14 protein-coding genes are annotated in these 18,718 nt (G+C 41.3%); 12 read left to right on the forward strand and 2 right to left on the reverse strand.

The features are described 5' to 3' along the window. Positions 1–81 precede the first annotated feature (81 nt). The 4 genes from V6984_RS09920 (at position 82) to V6984_RS09935 (ending at position 5,006) form a co-directional block, all read left to right on the forward strand. Entirely contained in the window at positions 82–567 is a 486-nt protein-coding gene (locus tag V6984_RS09920) for a glutathione peroxidase (protein WP_342759622.1), read from the forward strand. A gap of 122 nt (positions 568–689) precedes the next feature. After that, positions 690–1,247 carry a glutathione peroxidase gene (locus tag V6984_RS09925; RefSeq protein ID WP_342759623.1) on the forward strand — a complete coding sequence of 186 codons (558 nt, stop codon included), beginning with the start codon at positions 690–692 and terminating at the stop codon, positions 1,245–1,247. A gap of 264 nt (positions 1,248–1,511) precedes the next feature. Beyond that, positions 1,512–2,579, forward strand: coding sequence for an ROK family protein (locus tag V6984_RS09930; RefSeq protein WP_342759624.1), 1,068 nt, complete (start codon positions 1,512–1,514; stop codon positions 2,577–2,579). Positions 2,580–2,600: 21 nt separating this feature from the next. Continuing rightward, positions 2,601–5,006, forward strand: a complete 2,406-nt coding sequence (locus V6984_RS09935) for a plasma-membrane proton-efflux P-type ATPase (protein WP_342759625.1) — start codon at positions 2,601–2,603, stop codon at positions 5,004–5,006. Positions 5,007–5,026: 20 nt separating this feature from the next. On the opposite strand, the gene V6984_RS09940 is transcribed toward V6984_RS09935, so the two are convergent. Then, positions 5,027–5,860, reverse strand: a complete 834-nt coding sequence (locus tag V6984_RS09940; protein ID WP_342759626.1) for an AraC family transcriptional regulator — start codon at positions 5,858–5,860, stop codon at positions 5,027–5,029. Between the two features lie 205 nt (positions 5,861–6,065). On the opposite strand from V6984_RS09940, the gene V6984_RS09945 reads away from it, so the two are divergent. From V6984_RS09945 to V6984_RS09965, 5 genes are read left to right on the forward strand one after another with little or no spacing between them, the layout of a single operon-like run. Beyond that, entirely contained in the window at positions 6,066–7,409 is a 1,344-nt protein-coding gene (locus tag V6984_RS09945; protein ID WP_342759627.1) for a sugar ABC transporter substrate-binding protein, read from the forward strand. A 54-nt stretch (positions 7,410–7,463) separates the two neighbouring features. Beyond that, a complete protein-coding gene (locus tag V6984_RS09950) occupies positions 7,464–8,381 on the forward strand; it encodes a sugar ABC transporter permease (protein ID WP_342759628.1) in 918 nt (305 codons plus the stop codon). 14 nt (positions 8,382–8,395) lie between these two features. Further along, positions 8,396–9,226: a carbohydrate ABC transporter permease gene (locus V6984_RS09955; protein ID WP_342759978.1), complete on the forward strand. Its 831-nt coding sequence runs from the start codon at positions 8,396–8,398 to the stop codon at positions 9,224–9,226. Beyond that, positions 9,227–11,437 (forward strand): alpha-galactosidase, encoded by a 2,211-nt coding sequence (locus V6984_RS09960; protein ID WP_342759629.1) that lies wholly within the window; start codon positions 9,227–9,229, stop codon positions 11,435–11,437. 41 nt (positions 11,438–11,478) lie between these two features. Further along, complete coding sequence (locus tag V6984_RS09965) at positions 11,479–12,444, forward strand: DUF1848 domain-containing protein (RefSeq protein WP_342759630.1); 966 nt, start codon at positions 11,479–11,481, stop codon at positions 12,442–12,444. Here V6984_RS09965 and V6984_RS09970 read toward each other — a convergent pair. Further along, entirely contained in the window at positions 12,410–13,627 is a 1,218-nt protein-coding gene (locus V6984_RS09970) for a helix-turn-helix domain-containing protein (RefSeq protein ID WP_342759631.1), read from the reverse strand. The genes V6984_RS09965 and V6984_RS09970 overlap by 35 nt on opposite strands. Before the next feature lie 201 nt (positions 13,628–13,828). On the opposite strand from V6984_RS09970, the gene V6984_RS09975 reads away from it, so the two are divergent. From V6984_RS09975 to V6984_RS09985, 3 genes are all read left to right on the forward strand, one after another. Further along, positions 13,829–15,190 carry a glycoside-pentoside-hexuronide (GPH):cation symporter gene (locus V6984_RS09975; RefSeq protein ID WP_342759632.1) on the forward strand — a complete coding sequence of 454 codons (1,362 nt, stop codon included), beginning with the start codon at positions 13,829–13,831 and terminating at the stop codon, positions 15,188–15,190. A 74-nt stretch (positions 15,191–15,264) separates the two neighbouring features. Then, a complete protein-coding gene (locus tag V6984_RS09980) occupies positions 15,265–17,709 on the forward strand; it encodes a glycoside hydrolase family 3 C-terminal domain-containing protein (RefSeq protein WP_342759633.1) in 2,445 nt (814 codons plus the stop codon). A gap of 196 nt (positions 17,710–17,905) precedes the next feature. Then, a complete protein-coding gene (locus V6984_RS09985) occupies positions 17,906–18,478 on the forward strand; it encodes a GNAT family N-acetyltransferase (protein WP_342759634.1) in 573 nt (190 codons plus the stop codon). Positions 18,479–18,718: the final 240 nt, after the last annotated feature.

Genomic DNA, 18,718 nt, shown 5'->3' on the forward strand with positions numbered 1-18,718 from the left:
CAAATCATAATAAATTGTGTACAATCTAAAATAAATAGAAAGCAATTATATTGCAAACAATTAAAAGAGAGGGTAAGTGATATGGGCATTTATGATTACACGGTCAATAACAAAGATGGAAAGGAAGTTTCTTTGTCCGATTACAAAGGAAAGGTGCTGTTAATTGTGAATACGGCGACGGGGTGTGGTTTCACACCGCAGTATAACGGCTTGCAGACCTTATATGAAAAGTATAAAGAAGAAGGTTTTGAAATTTTGGATTTCCCTTGTAACCAGTTTGCGAATCAGGCACCCGGCAGCGATGATGAAATCACCAGCTTTTGCAGTCTGCGCTATGGAATTACGTTTGCTCAGTTTGCCAAGATTCATGTGAACGGTGACGATGAGGCACTGTTATATACTTATTTGAAATCCCAGAAGGGCGGTGTTATGGGGAAGAATATTAAGTGGAACTTTACGAAGTTCCTGGTAGACAGGGATGGCAATGTAACGGAGCGGTTCGGTTCAGCGACTACACCGGAGAAGCTGGAGGAGAAGGTTAAGGAATTATTGAAAAAAGAAAAATAGAGAATAATAGAAGAAAATAAGGTATAATTAAGAAAATGAAATAAATAATACATGAAACAAACAGTATCAGGAAGCAAAATTAAGGGTATAAAATTTGAGAATGCGAAAGGAGAAAAAGGATTATGAAGAGTGTTTATGATTTTAGGGCAGAAAATGCAAAAGGTGCAGAGGTTTCTTTGGCCGATTATAAAGGAAAGGTTCTTTTAATTGTCAATACCGCTACGCAATGTGGATTTACGCCTCAATATGATGTTCTGCAGGATTTATATGAGAAGTATCAGGGAGAAGGCTTTGAGATTTTGGACTTCCCTTGCAATCAGTTTGGAAATCAGGCGCCCGGAAGCAACGAAGAAATTGGAAGTTTCTGTGACATGCACTATGGAATTACTTTTCCCCGGTTTTCTAAGATAGAGGTTAACGGCGAAAATGCGATTCCGCTGTATAAGTACCTGGTGGAGGAGAAAGGTTTCGAGGGCTTCAGCCCGGAGAGCAAGATGACTCCTGTCTTGGAAAAAAAACTGTCCGAACTCAATCCCAATTACAGGAATGAGCCGGATATCAAGTGGAACTTTACGAAGTTTCTCGTGAATAGGGAAGGCCGTGTACTGGAAAGGTTTGAACCTACGGAAGATTTGGGATTTGTGGAAGATAGGATAGCAGAGCTGATTGAATTAAAATAATAATTAAGCCATGATTGGCAGGAATAACAAAGTGCATTTTACCATGCGTTCTTTCGTGTGGAAGATGCACTTTTCTTTTTACATTGACCTTTTCATAAACTTATTGCCATTTTGGTCAAAAGAGTGTACGATATATTTGCTGTGAAAAAAGAAAGAGTGATGCGTATGTCAGAAAAATTAAACGGATTGGATTCCAGGACATTAAGTATATTTTATGAGCTTTACCAAAGGGGCCCACTGACAAAAAAAGAAATTCAGTTATCCATGAATTTAAAGTTGACAACATTGAACAGAGCAATGAAGGCACTGGATGAAAAGAATCTGATTGTCTCTTTTGGCGAGGCAGAATCGACCGGGGGAAGAAAAGCGCTTACTTATGACATCATTCACCATGGGTTATATTTGATTGGTGTCGACTTGTCCAGAACTTATGTGAATATAGTCCTCACCAATTTAAAACTGACGGTTCTAAAAACAGAAGTATTTTTCTTGCATGAACATGATTCTGCAGAAAAGGTCATTGATTCCATTTTGTATCGGATTGAAAGAATAATAAAAGAAAGATCCATATCTTCGGATCAAATTCTTGGTATCGGTGTAGGAACGGTAGGTCCGCTGGACCGTGACCACGGGGTCATGCTCGCCCCCCAGGGATTTCCATTCCCCGGCTGGGGCAATGTCTCGGTCAAGGAATGTATAGAAAACAGGTTTTCTATTCCTTGTTATATTGATAATGGCGCAAATGCTGCCGCATTAGTGGAATATTTGTTCGGTATCGGGAAAAATAAACGAAGTATTGCATACATCCATTGCGGTATCGGTATCCGGTCTGCGGTGATCAAGGATGGCGTGATCGTTCGAACAATGAACGATCGGGAGGATGCGCTTGGCAGCATGGATATGTTCTTGGAATCCGGGTGTATGAACAGTGTCGAAAAGGTTTCTGCATTGGGAGCAGTAATTCATGCGGTTACTGATGAATTGAATCTTGACAGCGTTAAATTGAATGAAGAAAATTATAAAGAGGTGCTGGTAAATCTGCCGGAAGAGAATATGGCCGTTAAGAGAATCATTCGTGAAAAAGCTATTTTCTTCAGCATTGGACTTATCAATTTTTCACGCCTTTTGAATCCGGATGTGATCATCCTAAGCGGTCCGCTTGTGATGAATCTGGAAGATTATTATCAGGAATGTCTTAAAAGTTTCTATAACAATTATCTTTATGCTGATACGATATTATTCAGTAAGGGCGGAGCATTCCAGGAAAATACCATAGCAATTGGTTCGGCAGCATTGGTCATGAGTCATTGCTGTAAAGCGAAAATTGTTTGATTGCAGAAAGGAGTGAAGAATATGGAGGCGATTAATGCATCTGAATATAAAACAATATCCGAAGAAGAGATTATGAGGAAATTAGAAACATGTGAAGGAGGACTTCATACAGAGGCTGTAAATGACCGGATCGGGCAGTTTGGGTACAATGAGATCCAGGAGGTTAAGAAAAATCCCGTTTTGGAGTTTTTGAAGCGATACTGGGGACCTATGCCGTGGCTCTTGGAAATATCTATTGTTCTTACATTAATATTGAAACATTATACAGAAAGCATTATTATATTTTCACTTCTGACAATCAATGCCGTCATCGGTTATTTGCAATCCAGGAATTCAAACAAAGCTGTTCAGATGCTTAAAAAGAAGCTTGAAATTAAGGTTCAGGTTCTTCGGGATAAAAAATGGTCTTTACTTAATGCCCGGGAAATAGTACCGGGAGATATTATTACACTCAAGCTTGGTGATGTGGTTCCGGCAGATGCCTGTCTTTACAGCGGAGGACTATCAGTAGATCAGTCCGCACTGACCGGTGAGTCGATGCCTTTTGAGGCCATGCCATCGGATATTATTTACTCGGGAAGCATTGTAAAGCGCGGAGAATCCAAATGCATAGTGCTGAATACCGGTGTGAATACCTACTTTGGAAAGACCGTGGAATTGGTAAAAGTAGCAAAGCCGAAATCAAAGCAGGAAGAACTGATGCTGACTATTGTCAAATATATGATGTATCTGGGAATTGCGGCTTCCATAATCGTTTCGGTCTACGGCATTTATTTGCACAAAGATATTCTGTTCATCCTCTCTTTTATAGTTATTTTCCTGATCGGAGCGATACCGGTTGCACTTCCTGCCGTCCTTACCATTGTCCAGGCGGCAGGAGCAATGGAGCTGTCTAGAAAAGGCGTTCTTGTTACCAAACTTGATTGTATTGAGGATGCGGCCTCCATCGATATGTTTTGTTTTGATAAAACCGGAACCATAACGCAGAATTTATTGTCAGTCGTCGACTGCGTCCCATTTGGAAATTACCGGAAAGATAAATTAATACGTCTGGCGGCACAGGCGTCCAAAGAAGAGGGAATGGATCTTATAGATTCTGCAATTATTGCGTATGCAAAAGAATGCGGTTATACATTCAATTACGAAAACCGAACACAGTTTATACCATTCAGTCCGGAAGCCAAAAGAACAGAAGCCGTTATTCTTGAGTATGGAGAAGAAATTCGTATTCTGAAAGGAGCCGTTCCTACGATTATGTCTCTTTGCGATGGTGTGGATGGCATCATGACAGAGACCATCAATCAGACAGATGCCTCTTTTTCAGAAAAAGGGTACCGGTCTATTGCTGTTGCCGTTGCAGCTGCCGGCCGGACTCATTTTGCAGGATTGCTGGCAATAGCGGATCCGCCGCGGGAGGATTCCTCACGTATGATTTCTAAGATTCGCAGCCTGGGGATAAAACCTATTATGATAACAGGGGATAGTACGCCCATAGCAAAAGAAATTGCAGAGAAAGTCGGAATCGGAAATCGGATTTTGCGGGCTTGTGAATTTAAAGAACGAAGCCGGGAAGAGCAGCTTAAACTAATTCGGGAGAATGACGGTTTTGCTGAGGTATATCCCGAAGATAAATACCAGATTGTGAAATTGCTCCAGGAAAACGGTCATATGGTAGGAATGACGGGAGACGGTGTAAATGACTCCCCGGCACTTAAGCAGGCGGAGCTTGGAACGGCAGTATGCGAAGCAACGGATGTTGCCAGGGCCTCTGCAAGTATTATTCTTACGCAGCCGGGACTGGGAGAAATTATTGATGCTGTTGATGTCAGCAGAAAAACCTATCAGAGAATGCTGACCTGGGTAATCAATAAGATTACTAAGGTTGTTGAAGTGGTCATTCTATTTACAATTGGGTTTTTCTGGCTGCAGGATTCTCTGGTGTCGTTGCTTGGAATGTCATTGTTGGTCTTTGCCAATGATTTTGTCACAATGTCCATCGCTACCGACCGGGTGAAATCCACAGAGTCTCCAAATGAATGGAATTTGCGCAATATTACGGCTTCTTCAATCTTTCTGGGTATTTTGTTTGCACTTGAGGATTTACTGATTATATGGATTGGGACATATCTGTTTCGGCTTTCCTTTGAACAATTGCAGACAGTGGTGCTGCTGGCACTGGTCTTTAATACACAGTTTAGAATGCTGATCGTAAGGGAACGAAAGCATTTTTGGTCCTCCAGGCCCAGCGCATATTTACTGGCGATTAATATTGCTGCCATCATTGCTTTTGCTTTGCTTGGCGTATTTGGAGGAATCCTTCCGGCAGTAAATATCGGAGTAGTCCTGAGTATATTGGGCATTGTTTTATTTTGCGTGCCGGTGATCGATGTTATGAAATACTATCTGTTCCGATGTTTCCATGTATAAAATCAGTCTTTTCTAATTATCTATTTCTGTTGGTATTTCATACGATATTCGTTAGGAGATACTTTTATATAGCGCTTGAATGCTTTGGAAAAAGTAGCGTAATCACTATATCCGACAGAGTAAGCAATATTTTGTATGGATATATTTCCTTTTTCGAGCATTGTACAAGCCGACTTCATGCGATATGACATAAGATAATCCTGAGGTGTTCTTCCGGTAGCTTCCTTAAAAAGTCTTGTCATATAGCTTCGGTCCAGTCCGCAGGCATGAGCAATATCGTCCATACGTATTGGTTCACTATATTTGATATTGATATAACTGATAATTTTTTTAATGTAAGAGAGTTTTGTGTTATGTTCCATATGTACAGAATTAATTGAATAATAAATAATATTGTCAAATAGTTCGTATATTTTTCCTATGCAATATAGTTCTCTGCTATTGTTTTCCAAAAGTTCCTGCATGATAGAAGATATTTTATTGGAATAATTTGCGGGCATAAATAATGGCTGTTCAATGGACATACCAGATTGTTGAAATAATTCCACGATTTTTGGTCCATCAAGATGAACCCAGGAATAATCCCAAGGGTCTGATTCGCTTGCCTTATAATATGCAAGAACATTAGGTGAAATAACAAAACCCTGATGAGCAGATACTTTATATTGTTCATTATTTAAGAATAACATACCGCTTCCGCTGAATACATAATGAAAAATATAGTGCCTGCGCATAACGGGACCAAAGGCATAAGAAGAAGGGCATTTTTGCTTGCCTATCTCATAAAGCTGCAGATCGCTGCATTGATGATAGTTTAAAAAGTAACATTCATCATATGTTCTTATCTCACTCATATGGTACTCCTGTTTTGAAATAGTAGTGTAAAAGTTTGAATAACCTATTTTTATTATAATATAGTAAGCTATGTTAGTAAATTAAGTAATAAACAAAAAGTCACAAAATGACATATAAAAGTCATAACATGACATTTATGGCGGAAGAAATATATGATTAAATGACAATATCAAAACAAACCATTTTTAGTTGGGAGGAAAAGAAATGATGAAAAAAATTATTAGTACATTGCTCTGCACAACTATGCTTACGGCAACCTTAGCAGGATGTGGCAATACCACAAATAGTGCTATGACGACTAATGAGCAGGATGTAAAAGAGAAAACAGAAACCGCTAAAGAAGCTAAAAACGAAAATCAGACAAAGGAAACGCCATCTGGGGATACAGTAACAATATCCTATGCTTGCTGGGATTCTAATCAGGCTAATTTGATCCGGACAATGGCAGATGAATTTGAAGCAGAAAATCCTGATATTAAAATTGATATTCAGGTAAGCGGATGGAGTGATTACTGGACGGGCCTGGAGGCCGCCGGAACAGGAGGCTCTTTGCCGGATACTTTCTGGATGCATTCCAATAATATTTACTATTATGGAGCAAATGATCAGTTGCTTGATTTAAGCGATTATATTGCGGGCAGTGATAAAGTTGATCTTGCTAATTATCCGGAAGGATTAAATGGAATTTATAACATTGATGGCAAGCAGTATACAATTCCAAAAGACTACGATACTATTGCTCTTTGGTATAATAAGACATTGTTTGATGAGTCTGGTATCAGCTATCCCGACGATACATGGACATGGGATGACCTGAAAGAAGCCGCGAGGAAATTGACAAAGGATGATGGAAGTCAGTATGGTTTCTGCGCCGGCTTACATAATCAGGAAGGCTATTATAATTTTGTATATCAAAGCGGCGGAGAAATAATTACGAGTGACAAAAAATCAGGATACGATGAAGAAGCAACAATCGCTGGTATTGAAGAGTACTTCAGCTTTGTAAAAGAAGGTCTGTCTCCTGAGATTTACGATGATCAGGCGCGTGCAGAAGCAATTCAAAACGGACTGTGTGCAATGGGATTGTTTGGTTCCTGGAATCTTTCCGGATTTGCGGCATCTGATTTTATGAAAGAGAATTTTGATTGTGCAGTTTTGCCGATGTCCAATGATGGTGGAAAAGCATCCATTTTTAACGGACTTGGAAATGCAATCGCTTCAACATGTGAACATCCGGATCAAGCATGGAAGTGGGTTGAATATTTAAGCAGCAAGGAAGGACAAGAGCGCCAGGCGGAGCTTGGAGTTGCTATCTCGGCATATAACGGAACGGCAGATATGTTTACGAATGCTTATTCTATGTTCAATACAAAATGTTATATTGATATGGTTGACTATGCGCAGATCCGTCCTTATTCCAATCAGACAAGTGTTTGGGAAGATAAGGCGTATGAATTGTTGAAGGACGCCTATGCAGGAAAAGAAGAAACGACAGATGCATGTATCAAGGTTGCGGAAATGATGAATCAGGCTATTTCGGAAGAATAAAAAAATAAATGCGGCAGTAGCAATGCTGCCGTATTTTTGTTGAGGTAGGAATAAATGAGAAGTAAAAAAACGACAAAAATGAAGATTTCAGTGAAAACATGGAGTGAATGGTGCTGGGGATGGGGAATGATATTTCCTACCATCGCAGGACTCATTATATTAAATATCATTCCTATATTTGAAACATTTTATCTTAGTTTTTTTAAGAGTGGGGCATTTGGAAAGGGGAATATATTTGTTGGACTGGAAAATTATAAAAAAATGTTTCAGGACGCTCAAGTCTGGTATGCCGTGAGGAATACATTGGGTTATACCTGCCTTGTTGTTCCGGTAACGGTTATAATTGCATTGCTTCTCGCTGTAGCATTGAATGGAAAAATGAAAGGAAAAGGAATATATAGGACAATTTATTTTATTCCTATGGTGGCAGCACCGGCGGCGGTAACTATGGTCTGGAAATGGTTGTACAATAATCAATACGGACTGATCAATTATCTCTTAAATAAATTGGGAATGGATGCTGTTAATTGGATTGATAATCCGAATATAGCGCTTCTTTCCGTTTCGATCATTGGAATTTGGAGTACGATAGGATACAGTATGGTTTTGCTTCTTGCAGGATTACAGGAAATTCCAAGAGATTACTATGAGGCATCTGATATAGACGGAGCCAGCGGAATTTGTCAGTTTTTTAATATTACGCTGCCGTTAGTTTCACCAACGCTGTTTTTTGTGCTTGTTACAAGTATTATTACCTCAATGCAGGTGTTTGATGTGATTTATATGATGATCAGTGTTACAAATCCTTCTTATGATAGTACGGTATCACTGGTTTACTTATTCTATAATAATTCTTTCAAATACTCAAATAAAGGATACGGTTCTGCTATTGTCATGCTCCTTTTGCTGATTATTATGCTGATTACAGTAGTGCAGACGGAGCTGCAGAAGAAATGGGTAAATTATATGTAGAGAGGATCGCGGACATGAAAAAAAGAAAAACAATTACTACTTCATTTATACACCTTATTTTGATTCTTGGTGCATGCATTATGATATTGCCATTTTTGTGGATGGTGGTAACATCCTTAAAAACAATAAGCGAATCGACATCGATGAATCCCTTTGTCTTTTTTCCCGGAGAAGCACAGTGGGATAATTATATGACAGTAATTCAACAGAATGATTTTATCCGGTTATATTTTAACACTTTCGCAATGATGGCTATTCGCGTGTTCTGTGCAGTGCTATTTAGTGCAATGGCAGCCTATGCATTTGCGAGACTAAAATTTCCGGGAAGAGATTTTTTCTTTAGCCTTGTATTATTTCAGATGATGGTACCTGTACAAATTTTTATTGTACCGCAATATTTAATGATTGATAAACTGGGGCTGCGTAATACAATATTCGCACTGGTATTTCCGGGATTGGTGAGCGCGTTCGGAACATTTCTTTTACGGCAGTTCTTTATGGGACTTCCAAAAGAACTGGAAGAGGCTGCCAGATTAGACGGATGTAATATTGGACAGACCTTTTGGAGGGTCATGCTTCCATTGACCAAATCCGGATTGACAGCACTGGCTATTTTTACAGCTCTTTTTTCATTCAAGGATTTAATGTGGCCAATGATAGTCAATTCAGATTCCGATGCGGCTACATTATCTTCCGCATTAGCCAAAATTTCAAGCGCATATTCCGTAAACTATCCCCAGCTTATGGCGGCGGCGGTTTTGGCGATTTGGCCGATGATGCTGATCTATATTATTTTCCAGAAGCAGTTTATTGAAGGAGTAGCAACATCGGGAGGAAAGCTGTAAATGGCTATTATATATTCAGAACAAACACAGGAGTTTCACTTATACAATGATCAGATCAGTTATATTATGAAAGTATTACCTGACGGGAAGATAGGCAACTTATACTATGGGAAAAGAATACAACATAAAGACGATTATTCCTATCTTTTAGAAGGAGGACACCGGTCTCTGGCAGTATATACTGAGGAAAACAAATATTTTTTTAGCCCTCAGTATACAAGGATGGAATATCCGGACACCGGAAGGGGTGATTTTAGAGAACCGGCTTTTGAAGTCGTTCAGGAAAATGGGAGCAGGATTACTGATTTCAGATATCAGGCTCATTCTATTTACAGAGGAAAACAGAAGCTTTCGGGCCTTCCGGCCTTATATGTAGAGGATGAGGATGAGGCGGAAACGATAGAGATTACTTTAACGGATACATTATTAAATGTAGATTGTATTTTACTGTACAGTCTTTTCCGGGATTACCCTGTTATTTCGCGAAGTGTAAAATTTTTTAATCATGGAACTGAAAAGGTGCTGTTGGATAGAGTATTTAGCGCAAGCATCGATTTACCTGATGCGGAATATGAAATGGTGCAGTTGTCGGGCGCATGGGCGAGAGAAAGAGATATCATCTGCCGGAAACTAAATGTGGGAATACAGGGGATTAACAGCAGGCGGGGAATCAGCAGTGCGGAACAAAATCCCTTTATAGCACTTAAACGACTGGAAACAAATGAATTCTCCGGGGAAGCAATAGGATTCAGTTTGATTTACAGCGGAAATCATATAGAATCAGTGGAAGTGGATACTTGTAATATGGCAAGGATTCAAATCGGGATCCACCCCGATGGCTTTTCATGGCTGCTGAATCCGGGAGAATTGTTCCAAAGTCCCGAGGCGGTATTCGTTTATTCCGATCAGGGAATGAATGGAATGAGCCAGACCTTTCACAAAATCTATCGCACTCGTCTGGCACGTGGCTTATGGAGAGACAGGGAGCGTCCTGTTTTAATAAATAATTGGGAGGCTACCGGGCCGCAGTTTACGCAGCAGCAGGTGCTCGATATAGCGTCTGCCGCAAAACAAATGGGAATAGATCTTTTTGTTTTGGATGATGGGTGGTTTGGAAAAAGAGATGATGATAAATCATGCCTTGGAGATTGGTATGTAACAGACTACAATAAGCTTCCGGAGGGAATAGGGGGATTAGCTAGGAAGATTAATGCCATGGGTATGAAATTCGGCTTGTGGTTTGAACCTGAAATGGTAAACAAAGACTCTGATTTATATAGGGAGCATCCGGATTGGATTCTATGTGCACCGGGAAGGAGTGCATCCCCAAGCAGAAATCAATTTGTATTGGATTTCACACGTGAGGAAGTGGTAGAATATGTCTATGGTTTGATGGAGCGAGTGTTGATGGATGCTCCTGTTACATATGTAAAATGGGATATGAACCGCTATCTTACGGAAACCTATTCCATAGCTCAAAAAACAGATGAGCAAGGAAAAGTATTCCACAAATACATTCTTGGAGTATATCAATTATATGAAAGATTGATAGTAAAGTTCCCTGAAATATTATTTGAATCCTGTTCCAGCGGAGGGGCCAGATTCGATCCGGGAATGCTCTATTATGCGCCACAGGCATGGACCAGTGATAATACAGACGCAATAGAACGTGTTAAAATCCAATATGGGACATCGTATGTTTATCCATTAAGCAGTATGGGCGCCCACGTTTCAGAGGTTCCTAATCAGCAGGTGGGAAGAATAACACCGCTGGAAACCAGGGGAAATGTTGCACAATTCGGAATGCTTGGTTATGAATTGGATTTGCGGAAACTAACGGAACAAGAGCAGCAAATTATAAAAGGCCAGGTGGAGTTTCATAAAAAATATCAAAAATTGTTCATGAGTGGTGATTTTTATAGATTACAGAACCCTTTTGAAAAAAAATCAGGAGCATGGATGGTCGTATCAGAAGATAAAAATGAAGCTTTAATTGGCTTTTATAAAATACTGAATGTAGCCAATGAAGAGTGGGTACGCTTAAAGCTATCCGGCCTGGATAAGAATAAAAGATATATTTTCGATGGAGATCATTCTGCATGGTATGGCGGAGATGAGTTAATGCATGCCGGAATGATAATTAACAAAGCGGATTTGTGTAATAAAGGAAGAGATTTCAGTTCAAGAGTCTATCGATTGGAGTCTGTATAAGATTAAAGTAAATGTTTGGGTTTTATGGGGAGAGATCAGCGATGATACTGAGCGTGAGCAGAAGAACGGATATTCCTAATTATTATTCAGAATGGTTCCTTAACAGGATAAAAGAAGGCTTTTTATATGTCAGAAATCCTATGAATGAGCATCAGATCAGCAGGATCGATTTATCGCCGGAGGTAATCGATTGTATTGTTTTCTGGACTAAGAATCCGGCACCGATGCTAGAGCGATTGAATGAGCTTAACGACTACAAATATTATTTTCAATTTACTCTCACCGGCTATGGGAAGGATATGGAACCTGAGCTTCCGAATAAGCAAAAGGAGCTGATACCCACATTTAAACGGTTGTCCGAAAAAATAGGGAGCGATAAGGTCATTTGGCGGTACGACCCGGTCTTGTTGAGTGAAAGGTATACTATGGAGTATCATATCAAAGCGTTTGAAGAAATATCGAATAGCTTAAAGGGGTATACGGAAAGGGTGATAATAAGCTTTGTGGATTTGTATGCTAAGACAGTGCGCAATACGGCAGGACTGAATGTTAAGGTAATAACCGAAGCTGAAATGGCCGGACTGGCGAGGGACATGGTTAAGATCGCCAATAAGAATCATATGGAAATACAAACCTGCGCGGAACAAATCGAGCTTAGCCATATCGGTGTAATGCACGGCAGTTGTATCGACAGAAAGATAGTTGAGAGAATCGTCGGGTGTAAAATCGCAGGAAATAAGGACAAGGGCCAGAGAAAGGAATGCGGATGCCTGGAGAGCGTAGAAGTAGGCACTTATCATACTTGTAGAAACGGATGCAAGTATTGTTATGCGAATTTCAGCAATGAGAAGGTGAAAAGAAACGCCGTCCTCTATGACGTAAATTCACCCCTGCTGTGCACACGCATAGGGCCGGAAGATAATATTACGGACAGAAAGATAAAGTCGTTAAAAGAAGAGCAGCTTAGTTTCTTTACCGGCTGCCATACTTCTCCCGGTACTCCTTAGGTGTCATCTCCACATACTTCTTGAAGACCGCAATAAAATGACTTTGGGAGTAAAATGACAAGTAATCGCTGATATGGAAGTAAGAATGATCAGAGTAGGCCAGCAGGGTCTTGGCTTCGTTGATTTTCTTGTCCATAATGAACGCGCTCAGCGTTTGTCCGGTTTCCTTTTTAAAGAGAGCGGATAGATATTTAGGAGTGAGATTCGCTTCTTTTGCCAGAGCGTCTAATGTAATTTTTTGGTGTATGCTTCTTGAAATGTAATCGATACATTTTTTTACTGTTTTTGTATAATTAAACTGCTTTAAAGCCTTGGCCTTCGAGACGCGGGATGTGAAATCGAGGGCCATTTTTTCGTTTAACAGATTCAGCTCGTAAAGCGTCCGGAAATTTTCCATACGCTTGATATATATGTCGCTTAAGGTAAAGGCGGCTTCTTCCTCCAGTCCACCCTCTATCGCATATCTCGTTACGAGGGTGGTGTTTGCGATACAACCGTAAAAAAACTGCTTTAATGGGTCGTTCGACATATTTCCGTATTTTATCTGAGGAAGCGTCTTATACGTAGATTGCAGCCTTGCGGTATCGCCGTCTTTCACACATTGGAGAACAGCGAGTTCCTGGATGTAGGAGGTATGAATTCGGGCATCTTCGTTATTTTCGAAAAGTTCATAAACAAACATGCGGTCCAAAGTATCACCCAGTGCTGAGAATTTATAATTGTTGATTTCATCTATCTCAGGAGCGTCATTTTTTAAGAGCAGCATCATAATCCGCAGACAAGAGCTGAAAGAAGTAAAGGAGATGACGGGTAAATTTTCAACGAGGGATTTTAATGCTTCTGCCGGCATGTCTTTTGAAAATGAGAGCGTACGCATCTGTGCCGTATGATAAAAGCCGGACAGCAGCATAGGGCCGCCCAGCAGATAAAAGGTCTCTGCGTTTCTCTCGAAGGAAAAGAGGTAATACAGTTCATTTTCATAGCATAGTACATCGAAGGTAACATCGGCTGTCCTGGTAAGAATGCTTTTCATATGGGAAGGAAAGACCGCATTAAAATTGCGGAAGCCGCCGGAAAAAAAGCAAGTGCAAAGTTCCGCATTTTTATCGAAAATCCAAAGAGGAATTCTGTTATATTCATATAGCTCTTCCATAATTAATTTTTCAGATAATGTTAAACACATAAGAGTCTCCATATTTTTCTTTATAGTATGTCATATCACAAATATAATAAGTCCCATATTTAAAGTCAAGAAATTATAATATAAAAAGCGAAATTATAATATAGATTATTTCAGCATAATGCTAGAATGAGTCTATCAGAGTTCTTGGATAAAAAATTCATCAGATATGAAAAACTTATCAAATGTCAGGGAGAGGTGTTTATGGGCAATGTACTTAAAAAAAGAGAGAAGATTTCCTATGGTTTGGGGGATATGGGAAACAATGTGGCGTATGGTGCGGTTGGATTTTATTTTGTGTTTTTTCTTACGGATGTAGCGGGAATATCGCCCTTATGGGCCGGTTATATTTTCATGGTCACCCGTATATGGAATGCGGTCTGCGATTTGGTTATGGGAGCTGTCTCCGACCGAGCGAAAACCCGTTTTGGAAGACGGCGGCCATTTCTGCTCTTCGGTGCCATACCGCTTGCAATCGGATTTTCACTTCTGTGGACAGTGCCGTTTCAGGGGACAATGCAAATGATTATGTACTATACGTTGATCGGGATTCTGTTTAATACATTATATTCGCTTGTGTCGATTCCGTATAATGCGTTGCTGCCAGAGCTTTCTCAGGATTATAACGAACGTACGAGCATTTCCGGCTATAAGATGGCTTTTTCCTTTGTTGGCTCTCTGTTGTCAGCCATGGGAGTAACATTGATCGTCGATACGATTTATCCCGGAAAAGGCATGTATATGCAAAGCTTCCCCGTTATGGGAAGGGTACTGGCGGTTATACTTGCAGTCTGCATCCTGCTGGCATTTGCAGGCACCAAAGAACGGGTGAGAGAGAACAATCCGGATCCGGATAAGAAAAAGCAAGACGGTCTTTTAAAGAACCTGAGGTCGCTCCTCGGCCTGCGGGAATACCGGTTTGTGCTGGGCGTATTCATTTTTAATATGGTATCTTTTGATATTATCATGGCTCTCTACATTTACTTTATGAAGTATGTACTTAGAATATCCGACAGTCTAAGCTATATCTTTATGGCTATTCCATTAGTGGCGGCAGTTATTGTCACGCCCATGTGGGTGGGAATCAGCGGTAAGCTGGGGAAAAGAAAGACTTACGTGATTTCGGCGGTTTACTTTTTGTTTCCCTTGTTCTCCTGCATGTTTATTCCGTCAGAGCATATCGGGCTGACTGCGGCTGTTACGATTTTTATCGGAGTTGGTATTTCTGCTTCTCAGGTCCTGGTATTTTCCATTCTCCCGGATGTAGTGGAGGTGGATGAAGCGGTAAATGGAAGCAGAAGAGAAGGCATTATTTACGGCTCAACCATGCTCTTATATAAAATCAGCTCCGCAATTATTGTCGCGCTTGTGACGGCGGCACTTGGCTGGTTCGGTTATGCGGAAAGTACGGGAGGCGCTGCAGCAGTGCAGTCGGAAGGGACGATTTTTGGCATACGTATTCTGATGAGCGGGATGCCGGCACTTTGTCTGGTGCTGTCTGTGATATGTATTTTGAGGCTTTCGGGCAAAGCAGGAGGCTTGGATAAAAGCGGACATGAGGTATAAGTGTAAAAAGAAATTCTAAGCTGATAAAATACTGCACAAAGTCTCCAAATGCTGAAAGGAGCATGGGTATAAATATGAAAGAGAGACAGGATATAAAGGACTTCAGGGACAGAGCAAAGGAACTGGTTGCGGAAATGACATTGGAAGAAAAGGCCGGTTTGTGCTCCGGACAGGACTGTTGGAATACGAAGCCCATAGAGCGGCTTAAGCTGGGGGCCGTTATGATGTCGGATGGCCCCCACGGCCTTAGAAAGCAGATAGGGGAGGCGGATAATCTGGGAATAGGGGAGAGCGTTCCGGCGGTATGCTTTCCTACAGCGAGCGCCCTTGCCTGCAGTTTCAACAAAGAGCTTTTATATGAAATAGGAAAAGCTATGGGAGAGGAATGCCTGCAGGAGCAGGTTTCTGTTATTCTGGGGCCGGGTGTCAACCAGAAAAGAAGTCCCTTATGCGGACGTAATTTCGAATATTTCAGCGAAGATCCTCTGCTTTCCGGAGAATTGGCGGCAAGCATGATAAAGGGAATTCAAAGTACAGGTGTCAGTGCTTCTCTCAAGCATTTTGCAGTAAATAATCAGGAAAAGCGCAGAATGACAATCAACGCGGTCATCGATGAAAGGACTTTGCGGGAAACATATCTGAAAGCTTTTGAAATAGCAGTGAAAAAAGGAAAGCCCGATACGGTCATGTGCGCGTATAACAGGTTGAATGGCGAATATTGCAGCGAGAACGAATATCTTTTAACAAATATATTAAGAAAGGAATGGGGGTTTGAGAATACGGTGATTTCCGACTGGGGAGCCGTACACGACAGAGTGCTGGGGATAAAAACAGGGCTGGACATCGAGATGCCCGGAAACCAAGGGGTTAACGATGCAAAAGTGCTTGCTGCGGTCAAGAACGGGAGCCTTTCGCTTACCGAATTGGATAAGGCGGCGGAGAATGCCTGTACTCTCATCTTAAAGGGTTTGGCAAATAAAGAGAAAGACTTTCGATACGATAAAAAGGAGCATCATTCTCTGGCTGTAAAAGCGCTGGAGGAATCGGCGGTGCTGCTTAAGAACGAAGGTAAGCTATTGCCCGGGCATATCGGACAAAAAGCGGCGGTTATTGGCGCCTTCGCAAAAACATTGAGATATCAGGGAGCAGGAAGCTCTAAGATACATCCGTTGAAAATAGAAAATCCGTGGGAAATGTTCATAGAATTCGGTGCCGATGTCACGTATGCAAAAGGATTTTCTCTGGAAGCAAAGCCTGTAAACGGTGAGGCGGAGAGCTTGAGGGAAGAGGCTTGCCAAGCGGCGGGAGGCAAAGATATCGTATATGTTTTCGCGGGACTGCCGGAGGGTTATGAATCGGAAGGGTTCGATCGAGGAAATATGAGCCTTCCTCCTTCACAGAATCTTTTGATTGATGCAATTTGTGAGGAAAATGAAAATGTGGTGGTAATCTTAATCGGAGGCGCGCCCGTGGAGCTTCCCTGGATCCATAAGGTAAAAGCGGTATTGCTGGCCTACCTGGGAGGAGAAGGCGCAGGCAGAGCGATCGTAAATCTGCTGCTGGGATACAGGGTACCAAGCGGAAAACTGGCGGAAACATGGCCCATCGCGTTAGAGGATATCCCCTGCTATCATTATTTTCCGGGCAAAAGACTTACCTCGGAGTATCGGGAAAGTATCTATATAGGGTATCGTTATTATGAAAAAGCAGGAAAACCTGTGTTGTTTCCCTTCGGATACGGGCTTACCTATACAGAGTTTTCCTATTCAGGCTTAGAGTTGAGCGAAGAAGTCTGCCGGTTCGGGAGTACCTTTACTCTTTCTTTTGAGCTTTTAAATTGCGGCGGCAGAAAGGCGAAGGAAATATCGTTTATATTCATGGCTCATAAAAGTGAAGTTGTATTTTTGCCGGAAAAGGAGCTTCGGGAGTTTATCAAGGTAGAACTTGAGCCGGGAGAAACGAAAAGGATATCGATGACTCTCGATACCAGCACTTTAGGCTACTATAATACAGCGGTAAAGGATTGGTACTGTGAAAGCGGAGAATACGAAGTCATAATTGGTTCATCCTCAAGGGATTGCAGACTTGCGGGAAGCATACGAATAGACAGTCCCGCAAAGCCCCAGCCTGATTTTACGAAGAGTGCTCCTTCCTACTACCGGTTGGAAAACAAGGAATTCACGATCGATGAAAAGGAATTTGCGACGCTGTACGGGAGGACTCCTCCTAAAAGCGGCGGGAGGGCAAGCCGTCCTTACAGTCCGGAGAATACTTTGGAAGATGTGGCACATACATTTATAGGTAAAATCATTATGATGTATGCGAACTGGACGGCAAGGAAGGTATCGAAAGCGGAAAAGGAGCAGGAGGGAATGATGGCGGCGACTATCAGGGAAATGTCATTTTTCGCAATGGCAGCTTCGGGGGAGGAAATGCTGCCGGAGCATGTGATGGAGGGAATTATTGAATTTCTCAACGGACGTTATATCGCAGGGCTGCGCAAGCTTTTGAAATTTTAATTTTAATAACTATTTCTATGATAAATTTCTATGGCGGAATGATAAGGTGTTGTGTTTTCATTCTGCCATAGTATATTATAAATGGATAAGCACGCAGCTGGCTGATATTACAGACTATTTAACCTGGCTTTGTGCACAAGGTATGCAGGCATATTGCATAAGATACCCGGACTTTAGAAGGAGCATAGCTATAAGCATGAAAGATATAACAATAAGAAGACCTGGAATAGAGGAACGCGAGAGCATCCATACCTTTTTTGAAGAGATGCTCGTGGATACATTTGAGAAAAATAATGTATCTGATATGAAGGAATTGCTTCAGGAAGAGATTTTGGATAAAAAAAGATATATTGCACAGGATTTCGAGACGGAGGGGGAGGAAAGGTTTTTCCTTTTGGCGGAGCATAAAGGTGAAATCATCGGTTCCATCGAATACGGGCCTTCCAATGATTTGTTGAATTCGTGTACGGGAGGGGAGTTTAAGGACATGCTGGAAATCGGTACGGTTTTTGTGCGTCCTGATTGGCAGAAAAGAGGCATTTCTGTCTTATTAATGTATTCGCTGTTCGAGGAATTGAAGGAAAAGAGGGTGGAGGAAGTCTGCTTTGACAGCGGATATAAGATAGCTCAGGGTATATGGTGTAAAAGGTTCGGCAGCCCGGCGTATTATCTGGAAAATTACTGGGGCGAGGGCTTCCATCACATGGTATGGAGAGTGAAAGTAAAGGAAGCGTTAGTCAGGTTTGCGCCTAAGGCGGTAGAGCCTTAAATCTGATCAGAGATTTTCACAGGCAAGAAAAATATCGTAAAGAGCGCGATGGGGTATTGAAAGCCTTGCGAACTGAATCGGATGAATGACAGCATAAGGGTAGCCGGAGGTTGCTGCTAAAAAAGGAAAGCGGGTAAAAAGAGTGTTATTTATGCACTTATCGATATAATTGTCTCATAATTCGACTTTGAAATGTACTTATATTCGTGGTATAATGTCCGCAGGGGCATAGTCCGAATT

This window comes from Kineothrix sp. IPX-CK, assembly GCF_039134705.1.
Classification (GTDB): Bacteria; Bacillota; Clostridia; order Lachnospirales; family Lachnospiraceae; genus Kineothrix; species Kineothrix sedimenti.